The sequence below is a fragment of the Tenacibaculum salmonis genome, assembly GCF_041053065.1.
Lineage (GTDB): Bacteria > Bacteroidota > Bacteroidia > Flavobacteriales > Flavobacteriaceae > Polaribacter > Polaribacter pacificus_A.
Map to the genome: position 1 here is coordinate 2,315,016 of NZ_JBFCVV010000001.1, position 22,241 is coordinate 2,337,256.

Below are 22,241 nucleotides of genomic sequence, written 5' to 3' on the forward strand. Positions count from 1 at the left end.
AAGTTCTTGTTAAAAATTGCATTAATGCTTTTTTATTTCTAAAACTCTTTAAATTATTGTTTTTGTTTGGCTATTATAATTGATGCTTTTGCACCTGTGGCTAAATTCCATTGATTGGCAGAAATAAGCATACCACTAGCATTGTAGATTTTAAATCCAGCGGTATTTGGTCCTGAAGAACCTTGATTTAAGGCTAGAATTTCAATGGTGTTAATTCCTTCGTCCAAAGGAATATTAAAAGATTGATAGCTTTGTTTAAGAATTAAGTTGCTAACAACAGAAATATTATTAACCAAAATGGTTACTTTATCGCCATCAGGATATTGAAAATCGCGACAAATAATCGTAACAGTTTTATCTTTTGTACTAAAACTTCCTAAATCTTGATCGATAATAGGATATTCATACATTCCTTTTATTCTTTGAAAAGCACTTAAATATTGTTCTTCAGCTTGTTTGGCTTTGGTTAAAATACCTTTATTTTCAAAATCTTTTTCGGCTTGTTTTTTCTGAAATTCTTTTTGTTGCTGATTATGTGCCGTTTTAAAACCGTCATTATTTTTAAATTCTAATGATTTTGGTTTTTGAACTTCTTTAGCAGTGGAAGGGATGCTTTCAAAAGAACCTGTATTATTTTTATTATTTCCAAAAGAAGCATCAAGTTGTGCAAAACCATGCGAGCTTATACTTACTGCAAAAATTACTATAAAAAAATGTATCGTTTGTTTTATCATATCAAAAGAAATCTGAACAAATATAATGCCGTTGTTTTTTGTATTTCTCAATAAATCGTTAAAACATATTTATTTGAAGCAATTTCCCGCTTTTCGCACTCGCTTTTTTTATTTTTCAAAATAAAAAAATAAAAAAGAGCTCAAACAATTGCTACAATCGGGGCTAGGCATTTTTGCTGTTTTTTTGTAATTATCTAAAATTAAAAGACTTTTTATCTTTTTTAAAAACTAAAATACGCCAAAGAAAATAACATCTTTTATTTAACAGGAAAACTAAAATAAGTTTTAGGAAAAGGCTCGAATCTTAAAGTAAAATGCCACCATTCTTTAGAGTAGGGTCTAAAATTATGTTTGCGCATTACAGATTGTAATAATTGCCTATTTTCTTTTTGTTTTTTAGTTAATTTTTGATAAGAAATATGTGAAGAAATTCCGAAGAAATCAAAAGGACTTCCCATATCTAATTCATTTCTAGTTTTTAAATCGATAATTGTTAAATCGACTGTACTACCACGAGAATGTCCCGATCTCGAAGAAATATATCCTTTTTTAAATAAATGTCTTTTATTGATACTCGGATAATATTCTTCTTTCATTAAAGTATCGTTCATAACACGCGCCCATTTTACAAAATGATTCACCGCAGTTTGCGGACGATAAGCATCAAATATTTTAAGACTCAATTCTTTTTTTAATAACTCTGCTTGTACTTTTTTTAAAGCTATTGCTGTTTTTGTAGTGCAAATAACAATACTTTCGTCATAACCATTTACAGATGCTCCTAAAAAATTATTGTCAGCACAATATCGAAGTTCTTTTTGAATAGTAGGCGCTATATCTTTTAAATACGAAAAATTTTTAGGAAGTTTTTGTTGTTCTTTTAGAGGTGTTTTTTTTTGTGCGTTAGCAATAAAAGAACAAAATACTAATAAATAAAATAGTTGTTTCATTAAGCAAAAATAAGTAATTTGTTTTGTTGTAAAAATTACAAACTTAAAACAGTTGTTTTTATGATATATAATATCATTCCAACGACACCTCCAACAATTGCGCCATTAAGTCGAATATATTGTAAGTCATCACCAACTTTATCTTCTATTTGTTTTACTAAATCTTCATTATTTAATTTTTCTAAACTATCGGAAACAGTATTTGCAATTAAATGATGATTTTTATTGATTATAGAAATAAATACTGATTTTAAATTTTGATTTGCTTTTTCAATAAGTTTGGTGTTTTTAGAAATATCATTTATAATTTGAATTCCTTTTTGTTTGATAAATTGAATAAGAGTACTATTATTATCACTTAATTCTGTTTCTAATTTATTTTGTGTTGAATTTAATAATTTAGCAACAATACTTTTTGATTCAATATTACCGATTAATTTTTTTTGTATATTTTTAACTGAAGCAAGTGCATTTGGATTTCCAATTTCTAATTTTTTAGCAAAATCAAGTAATTCATTATCTAACTTTTTACGTAACGGATGTTGTTTATCTTTAGTTATTTCTGTTAATAAATCATTTATTGATTTTATCAATTTATCAGTTATAGATTCATTATTTAATCCGCCTAATTTTTGAGCTGTATTTACAGCTAAAAGTTTAAAAGTGCTTTCTTTTTTGATATTTTCAGATTGTTTAGTTACATTTTTAAGTAGCATTTCACGTGTTTCATTATTATTAATAGTTTTAGAAATACTAGATAAAGCAACTGTCCATAATTCTGAATGTTCTTTATTTTTTAGTGCTTTTTGTAGCCAAACACCCAAAGGTTTTCCAATTTCAATTGTGTCTAATTCTTTTTTAAATATTTTTTCTAAATAAGGAGCAAGTTCTGAAAAGTTGGTGTTTTTTGAGATGTTTAAAAGTATATCTTGTAAAAAATGAATGATTTTTGAAACATTTTTATCATCTTTTAAAGTATCTAATATTTTATCAGCAATAGCAACTGAATTTATTTTTTCAGATAAACTTTCTTTTGATAACCATTCATTAGAAACTAAATCAATAATTCCGTTAGAAATTTTAGTTCTTGATTTTACAATAATATTAGTATGTTTTTTTATAAAAGGTATTGGGATTTCGGCAAATAATGCTTTTACAGCAAACCAATCGGCACAGCCACCAACAACAGCCGCTTCAAAACCTGCAAGTGCTATGTGCCAAGCGGTATGTGTTAATATTTCTGATTTAATTCCTGCCAAAAGCAATATCATTCCAGAGGTTGCTATTGCTAATGAAAGGGCTCCTTTTTTAGGGAATTTCATTTCTTATTTAGTTTTTTAATACTTAATTCCTTTATTTTTTATCATCAAAAATAATTACAGGACTAAAACCGTAACCTTCTTTATTATTATCACCAAAATGAATTTTAAAGATAGTATCTCCTTTTTCATTTTTAACAGCCTGACCTATTCTAGCCATAGGAACAATAATTGTTTTTTTATTTTGGATAGCAGTCATAAAACGTAGTTCTACTATTTTCTCTTGATTATCATCGGTTTTAAAAATTTTAAAATTCACTTTTTTTTGTGCGATATAATCTTCCCAAAAATCAGATAAACTTTCTAAAATTTCTTTATTTGGTTCTAAAATAAGTTTGTGTCCTGCAGCTCCCCATTTATGTTTCCAAACATAATCTTCATATTTTAAGTTACCTTTTTTAAAATCATCAACAACTTCCGATAATTGAAAACAACCAGGATTACAAGGATGATTTATAAACGGAGAAAGTCGTTTAGAAATATCAAATTGCTTTATTGGGTGATTAACAAATTTTAGAGATTTATATTTTTTATCAAAACGAAATTTCCATTTATTGTTATTTTCAGGATAATTATCCTCAAATAAAGCTTCAGCTAATAATATACGGTTATAGAATCGATTAATTTTTACAGGAGATTTTTGCGAATTATTTGTGTAAAAAAGTGTTTCGTTATCTTCATAGATATCTTCCATATCTACTATTGCAATAGGATTTTTAAGTTCTTTTTGAGTTGCAAAAAATTCGAAATTAGTTTTTTGTTCTTTAATTTTTCTATCTACAAGTACGATTCCATCTTTTTGATTTCCAGTAATTAATGTGTTATACATCTCAATAAAATCATCCCAATTTGTTTTAGGATTATCTGCAAAAATAAAGGCGTTTTCTAAATTTAAATTATCTAATAAATGTTGGTTAAGTTTAGCGGCACTAATAGGATAGGTCGCTACGGATTGAAATTCAATATTTTCTAAACCATTATTTGAAACAGCCATATCAAAACTTCCTAAAGAAAATCCATTATTTAATTCTTCGTCAAGTAAATTTTCAGAATGAGGTTTAAATCCATTAGGTGTTGGTATTTTAGGATATTTATTGTCATTTAATTGATTTGTTACTTCATCGATAAATTGAACAAAAGTATCTGAAAGTGAGCGACTAATTTTTACAAAATAGTTGCTAATTCTCATTTGCTCACCATTTTTAAAATGATATTTATCAGTAAAGATATTTATCATATTATTATAAATATGGTCAGGTATTTTTTCTAATAAAATATCATTGTCTTTTAATTGACCTATTTTTTTTGAAGGAGATACTATATTTTGATTAGTCATTGTTAATTACGCTTTTTAAAGTATTCTTATATAAATTTTGATGCTTTGAACTAAAAGCTTCTTTTTTAAAAGAAGTATACTCGATAAGTCCATTTATTCCTTTGTTTTTAAAAACTTGAATAGCTAAGTCAGCAGGAGATTTACGTTCTTTTATTCTTTTATATAAAGGTTGTAAAAATATTTCTTCTTGTAAATTTCTTTTCTTTAAGCCTTCATTAGCAATATCAACAAGTTGTAAAAGAAGTGGAATAATACTTTCTCCATCAATAAAAGTATTTAAGGTATTTTGAGCTGTATTATTTCTTATATCTTTCCATTTTTCAATAGGATATTTTTCCATTAATTTTTTACTAGCTTCTAAATTTTCAATTAATCCTAAAGTTAAAGCAACAGGTGTTAACATTTCACTTAAAGGTTGTTGGCAACACATTCGGCTTTCAATAGTTCCATATTTAGGAACTAAACGAGCATTAAACCAACTAAAAGGAATTAATTCTTGTACATCATTAATATTTGGTGTAATTCTTATTTTTTCACCTTTTAATGAATAGCCAATTGTTGGTGTTGTATTTTCTAAAAAATCATTAAATGTATTTTTATTTAAAACTTGATAGTATTTTTGATTTCGCTTAATAAGTAAGGGTTTAAAATTAAGTAAATATTCAATGTACATTTCTTTTGAATCAAATACAGGAGGAATTCCAATTTGATTTAATCTATCAGGAAAACAAAAATCCCAAACTATTTCTCTTTTGGCTTTATGTTTAGTATCAATTGAGCCTCCCCATATTGGTGAATTAGCGTGTAACGCAATTTGTAAGCCTGAAAAAGCATTTAAAACGTTGGTTGCTGTAATAGCATCATTTGCACTTATTTCAATATGACATTGACTTGAAGCTGTAATGTTAAGAAAAGAAGAATCAGTTCCTTTATTTTTTGGAATGATATTATTTGCTGAAAATTTTTCAAAAAAAGAATACCGTTCTTGAGGCATTTGCATTTTTCGAGAAGGGTAGGTAAGTGGTTGAATGCCATAGCCAAGCATCAAGCAATTCTGACTATCAAAAAAAGTAGTTAATAAAAACAATAAATTCATAAGCTTTGATTCAATAGCTTGTAAATTATTTTGAGGAGCTAAAACAACTTCAATAATACTGTATCCAGTATCTGTAGTAATTAAATCTGTACAGAATTTATATTTTGATGAGCTTTTTTTATTTGTTTTTTTTGCAGTGATAAATAAGTCCGAAAATTCATCTTTTTCTAATTCAAAACCTAGGCTTGCTAGATAAGTAAACATTTGTTGTATAATAGGTAAAGAAACTGCATTTCCTTTTTTATCAACAATAGGTATTTCACATTCAATACCAATACCTCGTGAGGATTGGTTTTTATCAAAATTAAATGATTTTTTAAAAGCACTAACTATTTGTTTTTTCATTTTATTAATTTTCTTGATAAAGCAAATAAAAGAATGTGAGTAGCAATGCACACATCCTTTTGTTATTTTTTTGATAAATATAAACGATTATAAATAAAATAGTAACGATTAAAAATTATGTTATTAAACATAAAAAAGCCAAAACAGTAATGTTTTGGCTTTTTTAGTTAAAATAAATTTGAAATTAAATCATATAATAATGTTATAAATTTTATAAAAAAGTTTCCTTTAAAGAAGAAGTCAAAAATAGTATCCATAATTTTAAATTACCAAATTTTAAAATTCAGACTATCATTTTCTCCATAACTTCTAATAAAACCATGTTTTCCGTTACCGATTACCATACTTTTAGAATCGCTTGATTTTCCTTTAAAACCGTCATTACAATTTACTTGTAGTAAATATGTTTTAATTTTTCCATCATCATAAAAGCTAGATTCTGAGAAATCAATATCAATTCCTTTTTTATTTTTAAACCAAATAGCTAATTTATTAAGCTCATTTTTAGTGGTTTCTTTGGTGATAATAAGTTCTGCTTTTGTATCATTAATGGTACTATCGAACAAAAAACTTATCTCTTCATTATTGTTTTCATTTTTGCTGTTAGAATTGTCATCATCATCACCATCATCGAAATTATTAGAAGAATTACAATCACGACATTCAAAACCTCTTGAAGTCATTTTAAAATGATGATTTGCCATATCACGGTCATAAATATCTTGAGTGTTTTTAATATCATCAATAAATTTACGAGAAGAATTTTCAAAATAAACTGTTGTACCTTCAGGAATATAAACAGTTGCTTTAATTTCTTCATCTTTCCAAATGTTTTTATAAGCACTTAAAAAGAAGGCATCAAAAATAATTGTATTGTTTGTTATGTTAAAATTATAGTTAATTTCTTTAGCGTTATCATTTGCTTTATTTCGTTTTTTACCTTCAGATGTTCTTTTAATTTCGATATAAGCATTACCTGTTTCGCTTTTACGAACATCGATATTTATATCGTTAGAATATTTCATTTTAACATCATTAATAACTACATCTTCAGCGTTATTCCTATTGCTTAAATTTTGATTGTAATAAATATTATCATCATTAACAACTCTTATTTTTAAAGGCTGTTCTTTTGTGTAAGTAATATTATGTTTACTCACATTAGCACCATTATAAGCGTGAGTTGTAGCGTATTCGATACCCGAAAAACTAATTGTAAATAATGAAATCAACCAAATTCCTAATAAGGTGAAAATAGTAGTTGTGTTTAATTTTTTAATAGAAGGAGAAAGTATTCTTAATCCTAAGATGAATAATACAATCATCGGAATTCCTATCAATAAAAATAACGAAATTGCTAACAACCATTTCGGTAAAATAGATTCATAAAAAAATGGTGGATAATGTACAAAGTCGTTATCAACATTTAAAATTTCTAAACTACCGATTGAAAATGCTCCAAACAATAACGCAAGTATAGTACTACCAGCAATAAAAATTAGAAGAATACCCATAAATTTACCAAATATTTTAAATAAAGTAAGTAAAATTTTAGCGATTGTATCTATAAAATCTTGTAAACCTGATGTTGTTTTTGAGCGTAATTTTTCATAATCTGCACTTGAAATTTTATCGGATATTTCACTAGCACCATCTTTTAATTTTTCTGATAAATATTCAAACTCGTTACGAATTTTTTTTTCAATATTATCAATGTTTACAGCTTCGCCTTCCATTTGTAATTTTTCAGAAGTTGTTTTTGCTTCGGGTAATAAAACCCATAAAATAATATATGCTAAAGGCGAAAAACCAGAGGCAACCAAAATGATAAAAGCAATTCTAATCCAAATAACATCGATATTAAAATAATGAGCAATACCTGAACAAACTCCACCTAAGAACTTGTCATCACCATCTCTGAATAATTTTTTAGACGTACTTTTTTTTGTTTTAGAACTGTATGAAGTATCGTCACTGTAGTCTTCTTCAACTTCTGCATAATCTTCAGGTTGCCCCATAATTGTAATGATTTCTTCAATATCATTTTCATTTACAACCTGACGAGCATCAGTAATTTTTTCAGATAAAAGTTCACTAATACGTGCTTCAATATCTGAAATAATTTCATTTTTTCCTTGCGGATCATCACTTAAAGAGCGTGCAATTGCTTCTAAATAACGTTTTAATTTCTGATAAGCAATTTCATCTATATGGAAGAAGAACCCGCCTAAGTTTATGTTTATTGTCTTATTCATCGTTAGTTGATTTTGTAGTAGTTACTAAGTTTACTGCGTTTACTAAATTACTCCAAGTGTTGTTTAATTCTTTTAAAAACAGCCCACCATTCTCTGTTAAAACATAATATTTTCGTGGTGGTCCTGAGGTTGATTCTTCCCATCTATAACTAAGTAAACCTGCATTTTTTAGGCGAGTTAATAATGGATAAATAGTTCCTTCAACCACAATCATTTCTGCACTTTTTAATGTTAAAAGTATTTCAGAAGTATAAGCATCACCATTTTGTAAAATAGATAAAATGCAATATTCTAAAACCCCTTTTCGCATTTGTGCTTTTGTATTTTCAATCTTCATATACCGCGATTTATAAGGTTATTTTATAAAATTAATTGTAAAAGGATAGTGGTATTCTTCTCCTTTATTTGCTTTCATTGCAGCGATAATAATCAAAGCTATTTTAATCAACGAAACAATACTTACTAAAGAGGCAATTCCTAAAAATCCGAAAATACCATTATAAAAATGATGTTCACCGAAGTCAATGTCGATTCCATTAAAAATGTTTAAAAAATTTCCGAAGAAAAAAGAAAAGAAAGAAGCGCTTAAAATAAAAATATATAAACCAAAACTGATATTAAAGTTTACAGCTTCTTTTCCGTGCTTATCTAAAAATAAACTTCTATCTTTTAAAGTTTGCCACAATATTAAAGGCGTTATAATACTTCCTAAAGGAAATAAATATCCTACAAATGCGGAAATGTGTATTAAAAATGCGTTGGTATTATCGTTGTTGTTTTGCATGGTTATATTTTTTATACTACTTGATTATGCAAATATATATCTTTTAAAAGGTACTTTGTATTACATAGTACTATAATTAACATTTTATTAACATTTCTTTAGATGCTATATACTCATGTAATTTTCAAAAAAAAGCTGTAAATTGCCTACAAACACAGTTCTAATGAAGTTTACACCTCGAAAAATAAATTTTTTCACTTTATTTAAATTGCCTTCTGCATATATCTGTGGAATTAGAGTTAAGTTTATTTCTGATGAAAAATCAGAAGTAAGCGTAAAACATCGTTGGATAAATCAGAATCCTTTTAATAGTATGTTTTGGGCGGTACAAGGAATGGCAGCCGAGTTATCTACAGGTATTTTAGTGATGCAGGCTATTGATAAATCTAATAGAAAAGTATCCATGTTAGTAACTAATATGAATGCTACTTTTACTAAAAAAGCTACAGGTAGAGTTTATTTTAAATGTAATGATGGATTGGTTATAAAAAGAGCAATTCAAAAATCGATTGAAACAGGTGAAGGGCAAACTATTTTAGTTACATCGGAAGGAATTAATGAAGATGGTATTTCTGTATCTAAATTTCAATTTGAATGGAGTTTAAAAGTAAAGTCATAATAAAAAATAACTCTTAATTCATTTGGTATAAAACTAAAAAAAAACCGCTAATTAGCGGTTTTTTTAGTTTTTGAAATGATGATTTATATACCTAATTCATCAAATATGTCAATTAACTTTTCTCCTTGAGAAGGTGCAGGTGCATTAGGGCTTACAATATTTCCATTAGGATCAATAATAATGAATTTAGGCAATCCTTTTATTAAGAATTTTTGGGCCCATTCTAAATCCCCTTGTTTTTTGCCGCTAAATAACTGTATTCCAGTCATTTCTCTGTCAATTATTGTTTGTTTCCATTTTTCATGTTGCTTTTTATCATCAACACTAATACTTACAAACGTAATATTTTTTCCGTGGTACTCTTCTTCTAAATTTTTTAGTAAAGGAATTTCTCTTTTACAAAAAGCACACCAAGTTGCCCAAACATCAATGTATAAATAGTTTCCTTTATTTAATAAATCATCTAAAGAAGTTGTTCCTCCATTATAATTTTCAAAATTTGAAAACTTTGGTGCGGGTTGTCCTTTAGCAGTTGTTTTTAATATGTTATATGTTTTTGAAATAAATTCTTTATGCTCTTTATTAGTAGAGTATGTCATAAATTTATCATGATACTCTTTTAAATTATCAGTATAAGTGATATCATTTTTAGCCTTTTTGTATATTAAATCATTTTTAGCTAAACTATCATTAACTATTGTTTCTACAGTTTCTAAATAAGTTAAAGGAAAATCACCACCTTCTTCGTTTTTTTCTTGTGCTATAGCGTATAGTTGGGTTTCTAACATTTTACGGTAAGAATATGAGCTTACATAATCATCACCACTACTGTAATTGAAATTTTTAAGAGGATCAGGGAAATCTTCAGAAACTGTAAAATCTTCATTTTCTGTTAAAGCACCATAGTAATCTTGGTAATTACTTAAGTTTCTTAAATATTCATATTCAATACTTTTAACTTCTTTTTTCAAGAAATCTGTAGGTAAATTATTAGAAACTGATAACTCAATTAAAGCATCTTTATATTCTTTCATTTTATCTAAAAAATCACTTTCATCTAAAGAGAATAATTTGTTTGCATTTACTAGAATTTTAGAAAATGTTATCTTTTTATCAGCTAAATATTTATTAATATTAGCGTTAGTTCCTGTAAAATTAACCTCATTAATATCTTTATAATCAGCAATTATATTTGCATCTACAGTATCTTTTAGGTATAAGTTTAAACTTACTCTTCCTTTTTTAAGTATAAGTGCATAGTAATTATCTCTATTAATTTGTATAGTATCAGAAAAAGAACCTGTTTTTTTATCAACTTTTATATTTTTTTCAAAGTTAAGACCTACTAAATTAATTTCTCTTTTTTTGAAATTTTTAATTGTTCCTGATAAAACAAGATAATCTTTTACCGGTTTTTCTTCTTCTTTTTCACAAGACGAAATAGTAATTGCTATTAAGGCTAAAAGTAGTATTTTTTTCATCATTTACTATTTATTTAAAATAAGTTGTCAAAGTTACTTTTTTTAGATTTTTTATCAAAGATTTTAACAGGAATTTAATTTTTTTTTGTCTTTAAAACAGGCTTTGTTTTAACACTGTTTTTTTTATGATAGTTTATTTAAAAAAACTCCCAAGTAATAAACTCAGGAGTTTTTTTAAATCATTATTCTTCTATTTCTGTACGAGATTCTTCAGTTTTTGTACCTTTTTCTATATTGATAACAAGTTTATTATTTTTTTCATCTAAATCCATAGTGATAGTATCACCTTCATCTAATTTAGAATTTACAATTTCTTGAGCTAAAGCATCTTCAATATATTTTTGAATTGCTCTTTTTAAAGGTCTTGCACCATATTTTTTATCAAAACCTTTATCAGCAATATAATCTTTTGCTTTTTCGTTAAGTATTAATTTATATCCTAAATCAGCAATACGACTTAAAAGTTTTTCTAATTCAATATCAATAATTTTATGAATATCTTCACGTTCTAATGAATTGAAAATAATAACATCATCAATACGATTTAAAAATTCGGGTGCAAATGATTTTTTTAAAGCACCTTCAATAATACTTTTTACATGAGCATCTTCTTGATCTTTTTTTGATGAAGTACCAAAACCAACACCTGAACCAAATTCTTTTACTTTACGAGCTCCGATATTAGAAGTCATAATAATAATAGTATTTCTAAAGTCAATTTTTCTTCCAAGACTGTCAGTGATATGTCCATCATCTAACACTTGTAAAAGCATATTAAATACATCAGGATGTGCTTTTTCAATTTCATCTAAAAGAATTACAGAATAAGGTTTTCTTCTAACTTTTTCGGTTAATTGTCCACCTTCTTCGTATCCGACGTATCCTGGAGGCGCTCCAATTAATCTAGAGATAGCAAATTTTTCCATGTATTCACTCATGTCAATTCTAATTAAAGAGTCAGTAGAGTCAAATAATTCACGAGCTAATACTTTTGCTAATTGTGTTTTTCCAACTCCTGTTGAACCTAAAAATATAAACGACCCAATAGGTTTGTTAGGATCTTTTAATCCAACACGATTACGTTGTATTGCTTTTACAACTTTGGTAACTGCTTCATCTTGCCCGATAACTTTACCTTTAATCATATTAGGTAAATCAGCTAAACGATGACTTTCTGCTTCTGCAACTCTGTTTACAGGAATCCCTGTCATCATAGAAACTACTTCGGCAACATTATCTTCAGTAACAATTTCTCTATTTAATTTAGCGTCTTCTTCCCATTGATTTTCAGCGGATACTAAAGCTGTTTCAATGTTTTTTTCATCATCACGAAGCTTTGCAGCTTCTTCATATTTTTGTCCGCTAACTGCTCTCGTTTTTTGTTTACGAATTTCTTCTAATTTAGCCTCTAGTTCTAAAATTTGTTGAGGTACAACAATATTTGTGATATGAATTCTAGACCCTGCTTCATCTAAAGCATCAATAGCTTTGTCAGGTAAAAAACGATCTGTCATATAACGATTTGTAAGTTTTACACAGGCTTCTATAGCTTCATCAGTAAATGATACTTGATGATGCGCTTCATATTTCCCTTTAATATTATGTAAAATTTGTATCGTTTCCTCAACAGTTGTAGGCTCTACGATTACTTTTTGAAAACGACGTTCTAAAGCGCCATCTTTTTCAATATTTGTTCTGAATTCATCTAAAGTTGTAGCACCAATACATTGAATTTCTCCACGAGCTAAAGCAGGTTTCAACATATTTGAAGCATCTAAAGAACCTGTTGCGCCTCCTGCACCAACAATGGTATGAATTTCATCAATAAATAAAATGATATCATCATTCTTTTCTAACTCATTCATTAATGCTTTCATGCGTTCTTCAAACTGCCCTCTGTATTTTGTTCCAGCAACTAAGCTCGCTAAATCTAAAGAAACAATTCGTTTGTCAAATAAAATTCTTGAGACTTTTCGTTCTACAATTCTTAAAGCTAAACCTTCTGCAATTGCCGATTTACCAACACCAGGTTCTCCAATTAACATTGGGTTATTTTTCTTTCTTCTGCTTAAAATTTGAGAAACACGTTCAATTTCTTTTATACGTCCAACAACAGGATCTAATTTACCTGCAATTGCGAATGCTGTTAAATCACGACCAAAATTGTCTAAAACAGGTGTTTTAGAACTTTTTACTTGTTTTCCTTTTGAAGATTGTTGACCAAAAGGATTTTGTTTATCTCTAGATGATTCATCTTCAGAAGGTGTTTCAGCTATTGGAGACGAAAAGTTATCGTCATCTATATGAAGTTCTTTATAAAGCGTTTTAGCATCTTCGTAGCTTACATCATATTTTTGAAGTAATTTTGTAGCAGGATCATTTTCATTACGTAAAATACATAATAGTAAATGTGCCGTGTCAATTGAATTGCTTTGATATAATTTAGCTTCTAAAAACGTAGTTTTTATTGCTTTTTCTGCTTGTCTAGTAAGGTGCAAGTTCTTTTTTTCGATACTTGCTATTGATAAGATAGCCGGGTTTAATTTTTCTAATTTATTGCGCATCAATTCTAAATCTACATCAAAAGTAGTTAAGATTTCGATTGCTTTACCGTCTCCTTTTTTAATCAAACCTAGCAATAGATGTTCTGTTCCAATAAAATCATGACCTAATCGTAAGGCTTCTTCTTTACTAAAAGTAATTACATCTTTAACCTGTGGTGAAAAATTATCTTCCATAAATTTAATTTGTATAAGTGTAAAGTTAGTAACTTTTTTTCTTTAAAGATAACAAAAAAAATGCCAATAATTTTTGAGACACATTCTGTCGTATTAAATATACGCTGTTAATGTTTAAAAACTACTGATAAGCTTGGTTAAAACAATAAGTATAAATTTTGTATAAAAGAAGGCTTTGTGGTATCTTGCAATGTTTTAAAAAGTACAGCTGATTTTAGCGTATTTTGGAAATGAGTTTTATAAATTAAAGTTCATTTTTTTTTAAAATGAAAATGACAACTAATATTTTAAACAAATATATATGGCAGATGGCGAAAAGTTGATTCCTATCAACATTGAAGAGCAAATGAAATCAGCGTATATCGATTATTCGATGTCCGTTATTGTATCAAGAGCATTACCAGATGTAAGAGATGGTTTAAAACCAGTTCATCGAAGAGTTTTATTCGGTATGCACGAACTAGGTATTAAGGCAACAGGATCATATAAAAAATCTGCAAGAATTGTAGGGGAAGTACTTGGTAAGTATCACCCACACGGAGATACTTCTGTATATGATTCTATGGTTCGTATGGCACAAAGTTGGAGTGTACGTTATATGATGGTTGATGGTCAAGGAAACTTCGGTTCTGTTGATGGAGATTCTCCAGCAGCAATGCGTTATACTGAGGTAAGAATGCAGAAAATATCAGAAGATATGCTTGCTGATATTGAAAAAGATACTGTTGATCATCGTTTAAATTTTGATGATACTTTACAAGAACCAACGGTATTACCAACTCGTATTCCTAACTTATTAGTAAACGGTGCGTCAGGTATTGCAGTAGGTATGGCAACAAATATGGCACCACACAATTTAACAGAAGTTGTTAACGGTACTATTGCTTATATCGAAAATAACGATATTGAAATTGATGAGCTAATGGAACACATTAAAGCGCCAGATTTTCCTACAGGAGGAACTATTTATGGTTATGAAGGTGTACGTGATGCTTTTCATACTGGTAGAGGGCGTATTGTGATGCGTGCTAAAACTAGTTTCGAAGAAGTAAAAGGAAGAGAATGTATCGTTGTTACTGAAATTCCTTATCAGGTGAACAAAGCAGAAATGATTAAAAAAACTGCGGAGTTAGTTAATGATAAAAAATTAGAAGGAATTGCGAATATTCGTGATGAATCTGATAGAAATGGAATGCGTATCGTTTATATTTTAAAGCGTGATGCAATTCCTAATATCGTTTTAAATAAACTTTTTAAATATACTCAGTTACAAACATCATTTAGTGTTAATAATATTGCACTTGTAAATGGTCGTCCTGAACAATTAAACTTAAAAGAATTAATTCATTATTTTGTAGAACATAGACATGAAGTTATTGTTCGTAGAACAGAATTTGAATTAAAGAAAGCTGAAGCAAGAGCCCATATTTTAGAAGGATTAATTATTGCTTCAGATAATATTGATGAGGTAATTAAAATTATCCGTGCCTCTAAAAATGGTGATGAAGCTCGTGAGAGTTTAATCAAGCGTTTTGAATTAACTGAAATTCAAGCTAAAGCCATTGTTGAAATGCGTTTACGTCAATTAACAGGCTTAGAGCAAGATAAATTACGTGGTGAGTTTGATGAAATAATGTTAACTATTATCGATTTAAAAGATATTTTAGCGAATGAACCAAGACGTTATCAAATAATTACAGATGAATTAACTCATATTAGAGATAAATATGGTGATGAACGTCGTTCTGTAATTCATTATGCTGGTGGAGATATGCGTATCGAAGATATGATACCAAACTCTAAAGTTGTAGTTACTATTTCGCATGCAGGATATGTAAAACGTACGAATCTTGATGAATATAAAGTTCAGAACAGAGGTGGACGTGGTCAAAAAGGAGCAACTACTCGTAATGAGGATTTCTTAGAGCATTTATTTGTTGGAACAAATCATCAGTATATGATGTTCTTTACTCAAAAAGGAAAAGTATTCTGGATGAGAGTGTATGAAATCCCCGAAGGAGGAAAGAATACCAAAGGTAGAGCAATGCAAAACTTAATCAACATTGAACCTGATGACAAAGTTAAAGCATTTTTAGTTACTGAAGACTTAAAAGATGAAGAGTACATCAATAGTCGTTACGTAATTATGGCAACTAAAAAAGGACAAGTTAAAAAGACTTCTTTAGAACAATATTCTCGTCCAAGAACTAATGGAATTAATGCGATTACTATTAAAGAAGGTGATGAGCTTTTAGAAGCTAAATTAACTACTGGAGATAGTCAGGTAATGTTAGCATTAAAATCGGGTAAATCTATCCGTTTTGAAGAAGCTAAAACTCGTCCGATGGGAAGAACTGCATCTGGAGTTCGTGGGATAAGTTTACAACATGATAAAGATGAAGTAATAGGAATGATTGCTGTAAATGATATGGACAGTAATATTTTAGTGGTTTCTGAAAAAGGATACGGAAAAAGATCTAAATTAGAAGATTACCGTGTAACAAACCGTGGTGGAAAAGGTGTAAAAACTTTAAATATATCAGAAAAAACAGGAGAATTAGTAGCGATTAAAAACGTAGATGATTCAAATGATTTAATGATTATTAATAAATCGGGGCTTACAATTCGTATGGCTGTTGAAGATTTACGTGTAATGGGGCGTGCAACACAAGGTGTTCGTTTAATTAATATTAAAGAAACAGATAGTATTGCTGCAGTAGCAAAAGTAATGCGTGAAGAAGAAGAGGTATCAGAAGAAATTGAAGTAGTCGAAGAGGCTCAAACAGAAACTGGCACGGAAATTGAAAATAATACAAACGAAGATCAAGAATAACAATAAATTTATAATTAAGATGAACAAACAACTAGTAACGCTTTCATTAGGTTTAATGTCATTAGGTTTAGTGGCTCAGAAATCAGAATTAAAATCAGCAGAGAAAGCTATAAAAAAAGAAGACTTTAAAACGGCTATTACAATACTAAATTCGGCACAAGAAACAGTAATGAATAGCGGTCAAGATAAATATACATCTAAATTTTACTTTTTAAAAGGACAAGCATTAGCAGCAACAAAAAATTATCTAGAAGCAGCTTCTTCTTTTAAGTCATTGTCGGTAATTGCTAATAATAAATATAGTGCACAAGCAAAACCTATATTGAGTCAAATGATTCAAGACGTATCAGGAAAAGCCGTTGATTTATATAATAATAAAAAAGATTATAAAAGTGCAGCAGATAATTTTTATTTAACATATCTGCTAAGTCCTAAAGATACTTCATTTGCTTATAATGCAGCAATTTCAGCGACGCAAGCTAAAGAGTATGATACTGCTATTAAATATTATAAGGAGTTAAGAAAAGTTGGTTATACAGGTGTTGAAACTCAATACTTAGCAACTAGCGCTTTAACTGGTGAAGTAGAAAATTTAGGTTCAAAGCAACAAAGAGATTTAATGGTTAGGTCTAAAAAATATATTAAACCTGAAAATAAATCTACAGAATCTAAAAATGCAGTTATTGTAAAAAACATTGCTTTACTATTAAAAGAGCAAGGTAAAACTGATGAAGCTATTGAAGCATTAGTAGAAGCAAGAAAAGCAAACCCGAAAGATTTAAATTTATTATTAAATGAAGCTGATATGTATATCAAGCTTAAACAAATGGATAAATTTGGAGCTTTAATGAAAGAAGCTATTGATTTAGACCCTACAAACCCAACATTATATTATAACTTAGGTGTTGTTAACTTTAATGAAGGTATGGTAGATGAGGCTAAAGGATATTACAAAAAAGCAATTGAGTTAAAACCTGATTACGGAGATGCTTATATGAATTTAGCAGTTGTTGTATTGAATAAAGATAAAGCAATTGTTGAGCAGATGAATAAGAATTTAGATAACTTTAAAAAGTATGATGCATTAGCATTAGAACAGAAAGAAGTTTATAAAGAAGCATTGCCATTTTTAGAAAAAGCAGATGCTATAAAAAGAAATAGTGATACTGTTAAAACATTAATGAACTTATACGAAGTTTTAGAAATGGAAGCGAAAGCAACTGAATTTAGAACTTTATATAAATCAATGAAATAGATTTTATTTAATATCATAAAAAAAACCGAAACTTTTAGAGTTTCGGTTTTTTTATATTCTTGTTTTAATTAAAAATTATTTAAAAATAACGTTTTATAACCCTTAATTTATGTGTATGATTATTAGTATCTACATTATAAATACCACTATGATCTAATTTATCAATACGAACTTTACCATGTGCGTGGATAATATTATTATCTTTTAAAATAATACCAACGTGTGTAATCTTACCTTCTTCATTATCAAAAAAAGCTAAATCGCCAGGTTCACTTTCTTGAATGAAATTTAAACTTCTACCTTGAGTAGCTTGCTCTCTTGCATCACGTAATAAATTATAACCACATAATTTATAGACAATTTGTGTAAAACCAGAACAATCAATACCAAAAGGAGATTTTCCACCCCATAAATATGGCGTATTTAAAAATAGAAAAGCAGTTTCAATAATTGCTAATTTTTCTAATTTTTGATGATAAACTTTTCCTTCATAAGAATAAAAAGTATTGTTTATATTAATTTTTTTATTTTGAAGAAAAGGAAGTCTAGCTCCTAATGGAATTGTAGTTAAATAACCTTTTTTATCGCTAATAAAATCAATTAATTCACCAGCGTAACTTTTATTTTCTTTGGATAAAGAATTATAAATATCTTCTGTAATTTCTTCGTATTGTTTATGGTCGATGTAACCTTCGTAATTATCAAAAGCTAGTCTAATTTTAACCCAGCTTCCAGTTTTTTCTAACACTTTAAAATGTTCACCAAATAATAATTGATTGACCATTTCTGAAGCATCAGAAGGTTCTAATCGAAGTGGTATTATACTTAAATTACAAATTCCGAAAGAGGTTAATTGCATTTATCTTTTTTATTAAAATTTATATTCTTTCGATTACCATTGCGCTAGCACCACCACCACCATTACAAATAGCAGCTGCTCCAATTTTAGTGTTATTTTGTTTTAATATTGATGTTAAAGCAATAACAATTCTTGCTCCAGAAACACCTAAAGGATGTCCTAAAGAAACAGCTCCACCATTTACATTTACTTTATCAGCAGATAATCCTAAAATTTTCATATTTGCTAAACCTACAATAGAAAAGGCTTCGTTTAATTCGAAACAATCAACATCATCAATTGAAATATTTGCTTTTGATAAGGCTTTTGGTAAAGCTTTGGCAGGTGCAGTTGTAAACCATTTTGGTTCGTGAGCTGCATCGGCATATCCTTTTATTTTTGCTAAAGGAGTGATGTTTAATTCCACAGCTTTTTCAGTAGACATTAACACTAATGCTGCGCCACCATCATTAATAGTAGAAGCATTTGCAGCAGTTACCGTTCCTTCTTTTGTGAAAGCAGCACGTAAAGTAGGAATTTTCTCCATTTTTACATTTTTATATTCTTCATCTTCAGAAAAAATAATTGGTTCACCACGACGTTGAGGTATTTCTACTGGTACAATTTCATCCGCATATTTACCTTCGTTCCAGGCATTTGCAGAACGTTTATAAGATTCGATAGCAAAAGCATCTTGATCTTCTCTAGAAAAATCATGAACAACGGCACATTCATCAGCACAAACTCCCATAGCTACTTGTTCATAAGCATCAACTAAGCCATCTTTTTGTAAGCCATCTTCCATAGTAATAGCACCAAATTTAGCTCCTGTTCTAGCGTGTTGATAATGAGGAATCATACTCATGTTTTCCATACCACCAGCAACTACAATTTCAGCATCACCTAAAGCAATTGTTTGAGCGGCTAACATGATAGCTTTCATTCCTGATGAACATACTTTATTTATAGTAGTACAAGGCACAGTATTAGGTATTCCAGCAAAAATAGCTGCCTGACGTGCGGGTGCTTGACCTAAACCAGCAGAAACTACATTTCCCATAAAAACTTCTTCAACCATTGCAGGGTTTAATTTGATTTTATCTAAAGCACCTTTAATTGCTACAGCACCTAATTTTGGTGCGGGTATGGTTGATAAAGATCCTAAAAAACTACCGATTGGTGTTCTTGCAACTGATACAATAACTACTTCTTTCATATGTTTGGGTATAATTTCTTCTGCTAAAATAACCATTTTATAACAAGTACTCAAATAATAGAGAAAGGTTATATTTACACTTCTAAATATAAAAAATGAACGATTTTATAAATAAGTTATATAAGAATAATGCTATTATTTATAAAGTATTATTGTTTTTGATTTCGGTAGTTGCAATCGTATATTTATTTCCTAAAAGAGGACAGTTTAAATATAATTACACACAAGCAAAACCTTGGCAGTATGAAAATTTATATGCTCCATTCGATTTTGCTATTGAAAAAACAACAGCTGAAGTTAGGCAGGAAACCAATGAAATTAAAGCTAATATTAAAAAGTATTTTGTTTATGATCAAAAAGTTTCAGTAAAAGTATTAAAGGTTTATAATGATAAGTTAATAACTTATGACTCGTTATCAATTAAAGATGTTGTTATTTTAAAAAAAATAGGTGCAGATATTATTCATAAAATATATGAATATGGGTTTTTAGATGATGCAAGTATAACAAAAGCTAATGAAGAAGAACTTATCGTTTTACGAAAAGGAAACTCTATTGATGATATTCTTTTTTCAAAATTAGTACAATCGAAAGATGTATTAAAACTTATTTCAGAGAATATTATTGAAGTTGATGTTTATCAAAAAAATATTATTTTAAATATTTTATCTGAAGCTATTCAATCAAATGTAGTATTTGATGTTAAATACAGCGAAAAAGAGTTAAATGAAGCCTTAAAAAGTATCTCTTATGCAAAAGGAAAAGTTTCTAAAGGAGAATTAATAGTCTTAAAAGGAGGTATTGTAGAAGGAAGGACGTTAACTATTTTAAAATCGTATGAAAAAGCATCAAGTTCACAACTTTTAACAAAGTCTAATTATAATTGGATTGTTTTTGGATATACTATTTTAGTTGCATTAGCATTGTTAATGCTGTTGTTATTTTTAGAAAAATATCGCTCAGAAATATTTAATGATAATAATAAAGTAACCTTTATTTTTTTCAATGTTTTTCTAATGATTTTAATACAAACTTTAGTTGTAAAATATAACTCAAGTTTTTTATATGTTGTTCCTTTAAGTATTTTGCCAATAGTATTAAAAACTTTTTTTGATGCCAGATTAGGTTTTTTTACACACGTACTTACTGTATTACTATTAGGATTTATTGTGCCTAATAGTTTTGAGTTTATATACCTACATATTATTGCAGGTATTGTAACAATATTAACTGTTTCAGAGTTATATAAAAGAGCTAGTTTGTTTATTTCAATAGGACGAATTACTTTAATTTATATGATTACTTATTTTGCTTTTTCTATTTTAAAAGAGGGGAGTGCCGATAAGATAAATGGGATGTATTTCGGATTATTTGCCGCAAACGGATTATTATCATTTTTAGCGGTATTCTTTATTTATTTTTATGAAAAATTATTTGGATTAGTTTCAGATGTTACTTTGTTAGAATTATCAAATACAAATTCTAAATTATTAAGAGATTTAAATGAAAAAGCTCCAGGAACTTTTCAGCATTCTATGCAGGTTGCAAATTTAGCCGAAGCCGCAGCAAATGAAATAGGCGCAAATTCAATGTTAGTAAGAACAGGAGCTTTATATCATGATATAGGTAAAATAGCAAATCCAATATATTTTGGCGAAAATCAATCGACAGGAGTAAATCCACACAACGATTTATCACCTAAAGATAGCGCTCAAATAATTTTAGAACATGTTATTAAAGGAATCGAAATAGCAAAGAAGCATAAATTACCAGACAGAATTATCGATTTTATTAGAACGCATCACGGAACAACAGTTACTTATTATTTTTATAAGCAAGAATTAGAAAATAACCCTGATGGAGAAGTCGATATTAAAAACTTTCAATACCGAGGACCAATTCCTTTTTCTAAAGAAACTGCAATTTTAATGATGTGTGATGCAGCTGAAGCTGCTTCAAAAAGTTTAAAAACCCCGACTGCCCAATCTATAGATAATTTAATAGATAAAATTATTGATAAGCAAAAAAGCGATAATCAGTTCGTAAATTCAGATATTACCTTTAGAGAGATAGAAAAAATAAAAAAAATTATTAAAAGTAAGTTAATGAGTATCTATCACTTACGAATAGAGTATCCTGATTGATTAAAGTTTTTTCAAAAAAAACTTGTGAGAACTTTTAATTAGATGTATATTTGCACTCGCAATTCGAAACTATTAGTTTTAGTGGTTTTGAAGCACTCAGGAGAGATGGCAGAGTGGTAATGCAGCAGATTGCTAATCTGTAACCGGGTAACTGGTTCCAGGGTTCGAGTCCCTGTCTCTCCGCAATTAAGATGACTATTCGGGGTGTAGCGTAGCCCGGTCATCGCGCCTCGTTTGGGACGAGGAGGTCGCAGGTTCGAATCCTGCCACCCCGACACAGTTGTACGTAGCAACTTTA

At 28.6% G+C, this 22,241-nt stretch carries 16 protein-coding genes and 2 tRNA genes; 6 read left to right on the forward strand and 12 right to left on the reverse strand.

Features of this window, described 5'->3' with window-relative positions; translation table 11 throughout:
• Positions 1–53: 53 nt before the first annotated feature.
• The 8 genes from AB0T67_RS10235 to AB0T67_RS10270 form a co-directional block, all read right to left on the reverse strand.
• On the reverse strand, positions 54–734 hold the full coding sequence (locus tag AB0T67_RS10235; RefSeq protein WP_369220215.1) for a hypothetical protein: 681 nt from the start codon (positions 732–734) through the stop codon (positions 54–56).
• Positions 735–991: 257 nt separating this feature from the next.
• Positions 992–1,684: a M15 family metallopeptidase gene (locus tag AB0T67_RS10240; RefSeq protein ID WP_369220216.1), complete on the reverse strand. Its 693-nt coding sequence runs from the start codon at positions 1,682–1,684 to the stop codon at positions 992–994.
• Between the two features lie 35 nt (positions 1,685–1,719).
• A complete protein-coding gene (locus AB0T67_RS10245; protein ID WP_369220217.1) occupies positions 1,720–3,006 on the reverse strand; it encodes a DUF445 domain-containing protein in 1,287 nt (428 codons plus the stop codon).
• Positions 3,007–3,037: 31 nt separating this feature from the next.
• Positions 3,038–4,339: a hypothetical protein gene (locus AB0T67_RS10250; RefSeq protein ID WP_369220218.1), complete on the reverse strand. Its 1,302-nt coding sequence runs from the start codon at positions 4,337–4,339 to the stop codon at positions 3,038–3,040.
• Positions 4,332–5,780: a glutamate-cysteine ligase family protein gene (locus AB0T67_RS10255; protein ID WP_369220219.1), complete on the reverse strand. Its 1,449-nt coding sequence runs from the start codon at positions 5,778–5,780 to the stop codon at positions 4,332–4,334. The genes AB0T67_RS10250 and AB0T67_RS10255 overlap by 8 nt, the downstream gene beginning before the upstream one ends.
• A 266-nt stretch (positions 5,781–6,046) precedes the next feature.
• A complete protein-coding gene (locus AB0T67_RS10260; protein ID WP_369220220.1) occupies positions 6,047–8,035 on the reverse strand; it encodes a PspC domain-containing protein in 1,989 nt (662 codons plus the stop codon).
• A complete protein-coding gene (locus tag AB0T67_RS10265) occupies positions 8,028–8,372 on the reverse strand; it encodes a PadR family transcriptional regulator (protein ID WP_369220221.1) in 345 nt (114 codons plus the stop codon). Before AB0T67_RS10265 ends, AB0T67_RS10260 begins: the two co-directional genes overlap by 8 nt.
• A gap of 18 nt (positions 8,373–8,390) precedes the next feature.
• Positions 8,391–8,819 carry a DUF4870 domain-containing protein gene (locus tag AB0T67_RS10270; protein ID WP_369220222.1) on the reverse strand — a complete coding sequence of 143 codons (429 nt, stop codon included), beginning with the start codon at positions 8,817–8,819 and terminating at the stop codon, positions 8,391–8,393.
• A gap of 163 nt (positions 8,820–8,982) precedes the next feature.
• Between AB0T67_RS10270 and AB0T67_RS10275 the strand changes: the two genes are divergently transcribed.
• Positions 8,983–9,438, forward strand: a complete 456-nt coding sequence (locus tag AB0T67_RS10275) for a DUF4442 domain-containing protein (RefSeq protein ID WP_369220223.1) — start codon at positions 8,983–8,985, stop codon at positions 9,436–9,438.
• Positions 9,439–9,521: 83 nt separating this feature from the next.
• Here the strand turns inward: AB0T67_RS10275 and AB0T67_RS10280 are convergent, their stop codons facing one another.
• Both AB0T67_RS10280 and AB0T67_RS10285 read right to left on the reverse strand, forming a co-directional pair.
• On the reverse strand, positions 9,522–10,922 hold the full coding sequence (locus AB0T67_RS10280; RefSeq protein ID WP_369220224.1) for a TlpA family protein disulfide reductase: 1,401 nt from the start codon (positions 10,920–10,922) through the stop codon (positions 9,522–9,524).
• A gap of 179 nt (positions 10,923–11,101) precedes the next feature.
• Positions 11,102–13,657, reverse strand: coding sequence for an ATP-dependent Clp protease ATP-binding subunit (locus AB0T67_RS10285; protein ID WP_369220225.1), 2,556 nt, complete (start codon positions 13,655–13,657; stop codon positions 11,102–11,104).
• A 301-nt stretch (positions 13,658–13,958) separates the two neighbouring features.
• On the opposite strand from AB0T67_RS10285, the gene gyrA reads away from it, so the two are divergent.
• On the forward strand, positions 13,959–16,490 hold the full coding sequence (gene gyrA / locus AB0T67_RS10290) for a DNA gyrase subunit A (RefSeq protein WP_369220226.1): 2,532 nt from the start codon (positions 13,959–13,961) through the stop codon (positions 16,488–16,490).
• Between the two features lie 19 nt (positions 16,491–16,509).
• Positions 16,510–17,745, forward strand: coding sequence for a tetratricopeptide repeat protein (locus tag AB0T67_RS10295; RefSeq protein ID WP_369220227.1), 1,236 nt, complete (start codon positions 16,510–16,512; stop codon positions 17,743–17,745).
• 79 nt (positions 17,746–17,824) lie between these two features.
• Here the strand turns inward: AB0T67_RS10295 and AB0T67_RS10300 are convergent, their stop codons facing one another.
• Together AB0T67_RS10300 and AB0T67_RS10305 are read right to left on the reverse strand one after the other, a co-directional pair.
• Positions 17,825–18,604 carry a C40 family peptidase gene (locus tag AB0T67_RS10300; protein ID WP_271230604.1) on the reverse strand — a complete coding sequence of 260 codons (780 nt, stop codon included), beginning with the start codon at positions 18,602–18,604 and terminating at the stop codon, positions 17,825–17,827.
• Between the two features lie 19 nt (positions 18,605–18,623).
• On the reverse strand, positions 18,624–19,799 hold the full coding sequence (locus AB0T67_RS10305; RefSeq protein WP_369220509.1) for an acetyl-CoA C-acyltransferase: 1,176 nt from the start codon (positions 19,797–19,799) through the stop codon (positions 18,624–18,626).
• Positions 19,800–19,894: 95 nt separating this feature from the next.
• Between AB0T67_RS10305 and AB0T67_RS10310 the strand changes: the two genes are divergently transcribed.
• From AB0T67_RS10310 to AB0T67_RS10320, 3 genes are all read left to right on the forward strand, one after another.
• A complete protein-coding gene (locus AB0T67_RS10310; protein ID WP_369220228.1) occupies positions 19,895–21,943 on the forward strand; it encodes an HD family phosphohydrolase in 2,049 nt (682 codons plus the stop codon).
• 99 nt (positions 21,944–22,042) lie between these two features.
• Positions 22,043–22,126, forward strand: a tRNA-Ser gene (locus AB0T67_RS10315).
• A gap of 17 nt (positions 22,127–22,143) precedes the next feature.
• A tRNA-Pro gene (locus AB0T67_RS10320) sits at positions 22,144–22,218 on the forward strand.
• The last annotated feature ends 23 nt before the right edge of the window (positions 22,219–22,241 follow it).

Bases quoted from the DNA above. Each gene is read 5' to 3' on its own strand.
- AB0T67_RS10250 (WP_369220218.1), bottom strand. From the start codon at position 4,339: ATGACTAATCAAAATATAGTATCTCCTTCAAAAAAAATAGGTCAATTA.
- AB0T67_RS10305 (WP_369220509.1), bottom strand. From the start codon at position 19,799: ATGAAAGAAGTAGTTATTGTATCAGTTGCAAGAACACCAATCGGTAGT.
- AB0T67_RS10240 (WP_369220216.1), bottom strand. From the start codon at position 1,684: ATGAAACAACTATTTTATTTATTAGTATTTTGTTCTTTTATTGCTAAC.
- AB0T67_RS10270 (WP_369220222.1), bottom strand. From the start codon at position 8,819: ATGCAAAACAACAACGATAATACCAACGCATTTTTAATACACATTTCC.
- AB0T67_RS10260 (WP_369220220.1), bottom strand. From the start codon at position 8,035: ATGAATAAGACAATAAACATAAACTTAGGCGGGTTCTTCTTCCATATA.
- AB0T67_RS10295 (WP_369220227.1), top strand. From the start codon at position 16,510: ATGAACAAACAACTAGTAACGCTTTCATTAGGTTTAATGTCATTAGGT.
- gyrA (WP_369220226.1), top strand. From the start codon at position 13,959: ATGGCAGATGGCGAAAAGTTGATTCCTATCAACATTGAAGAGCAAATG.
- AB0T67_RS10310 (WP_369220228.1), top strand. From the start codon at position 19,895: ATGAACGATTTTATAAATAAGTTATATAAGAATAATGCTATTATTTAT.
- AB0T67_RS10280 (WP_369220224.1), bottom strand. From the start codon at position 10,922: ATGATGAAAAAAATACTACTTTTAGCCTTAATAGCAATTACTATTTCG.
- AB0T67_RS10285 (WP_369220225.1), bottom strand. From the start codon at position 13,657: ATGGAAGATAATTTTTCACCACAGGTTAAAGATGTAATTACTTTTAGT.
- AB0T67_RS10235 (WP_369220215.1), bottom strand. From the start codon at position 734: ATGATAAAACAAACGATACATTTTTTTATAGTAATTTTTGCAGTAAGT.
- AB0T67_RS10245 (WP_369220217.1), bottom strand. From the start codon at position 3,006: ATGAAATTCCCTAAAAAAGGAGCCCTTTCATTAGCAATAGCAACCTCT.
- AB0T67_RS10275 (WP_369220223.1), top strand. From the start codon at position 8,983: ATGAAGTTTACACCTCGAAAAATAAATTTTTTCACTTTATTTAAATTG.
- AB0T67_RS10255 (WP_369220219.1), bottom strand. From the start codon at position 5,780: ATGAAAAAACAAATAGTTAGTGCTTTTAAAAAATCATTTAATTTTGAT.
- AB0T67_RS10300 (WP_271230604.1), bottom strand. From the start codon at position 18,604: ATGCAATTAACCTCTTTCGGAATTTGTAATTTAAGTATAATACCACTT.
- AB0T67_RS10265 (WP_369220221.1), bottom strand. From the start codon at position 8,372: ATGAAGATTGAAAATACAAAAGCACAAATGCGAAAAGGGGTTTTAGAA.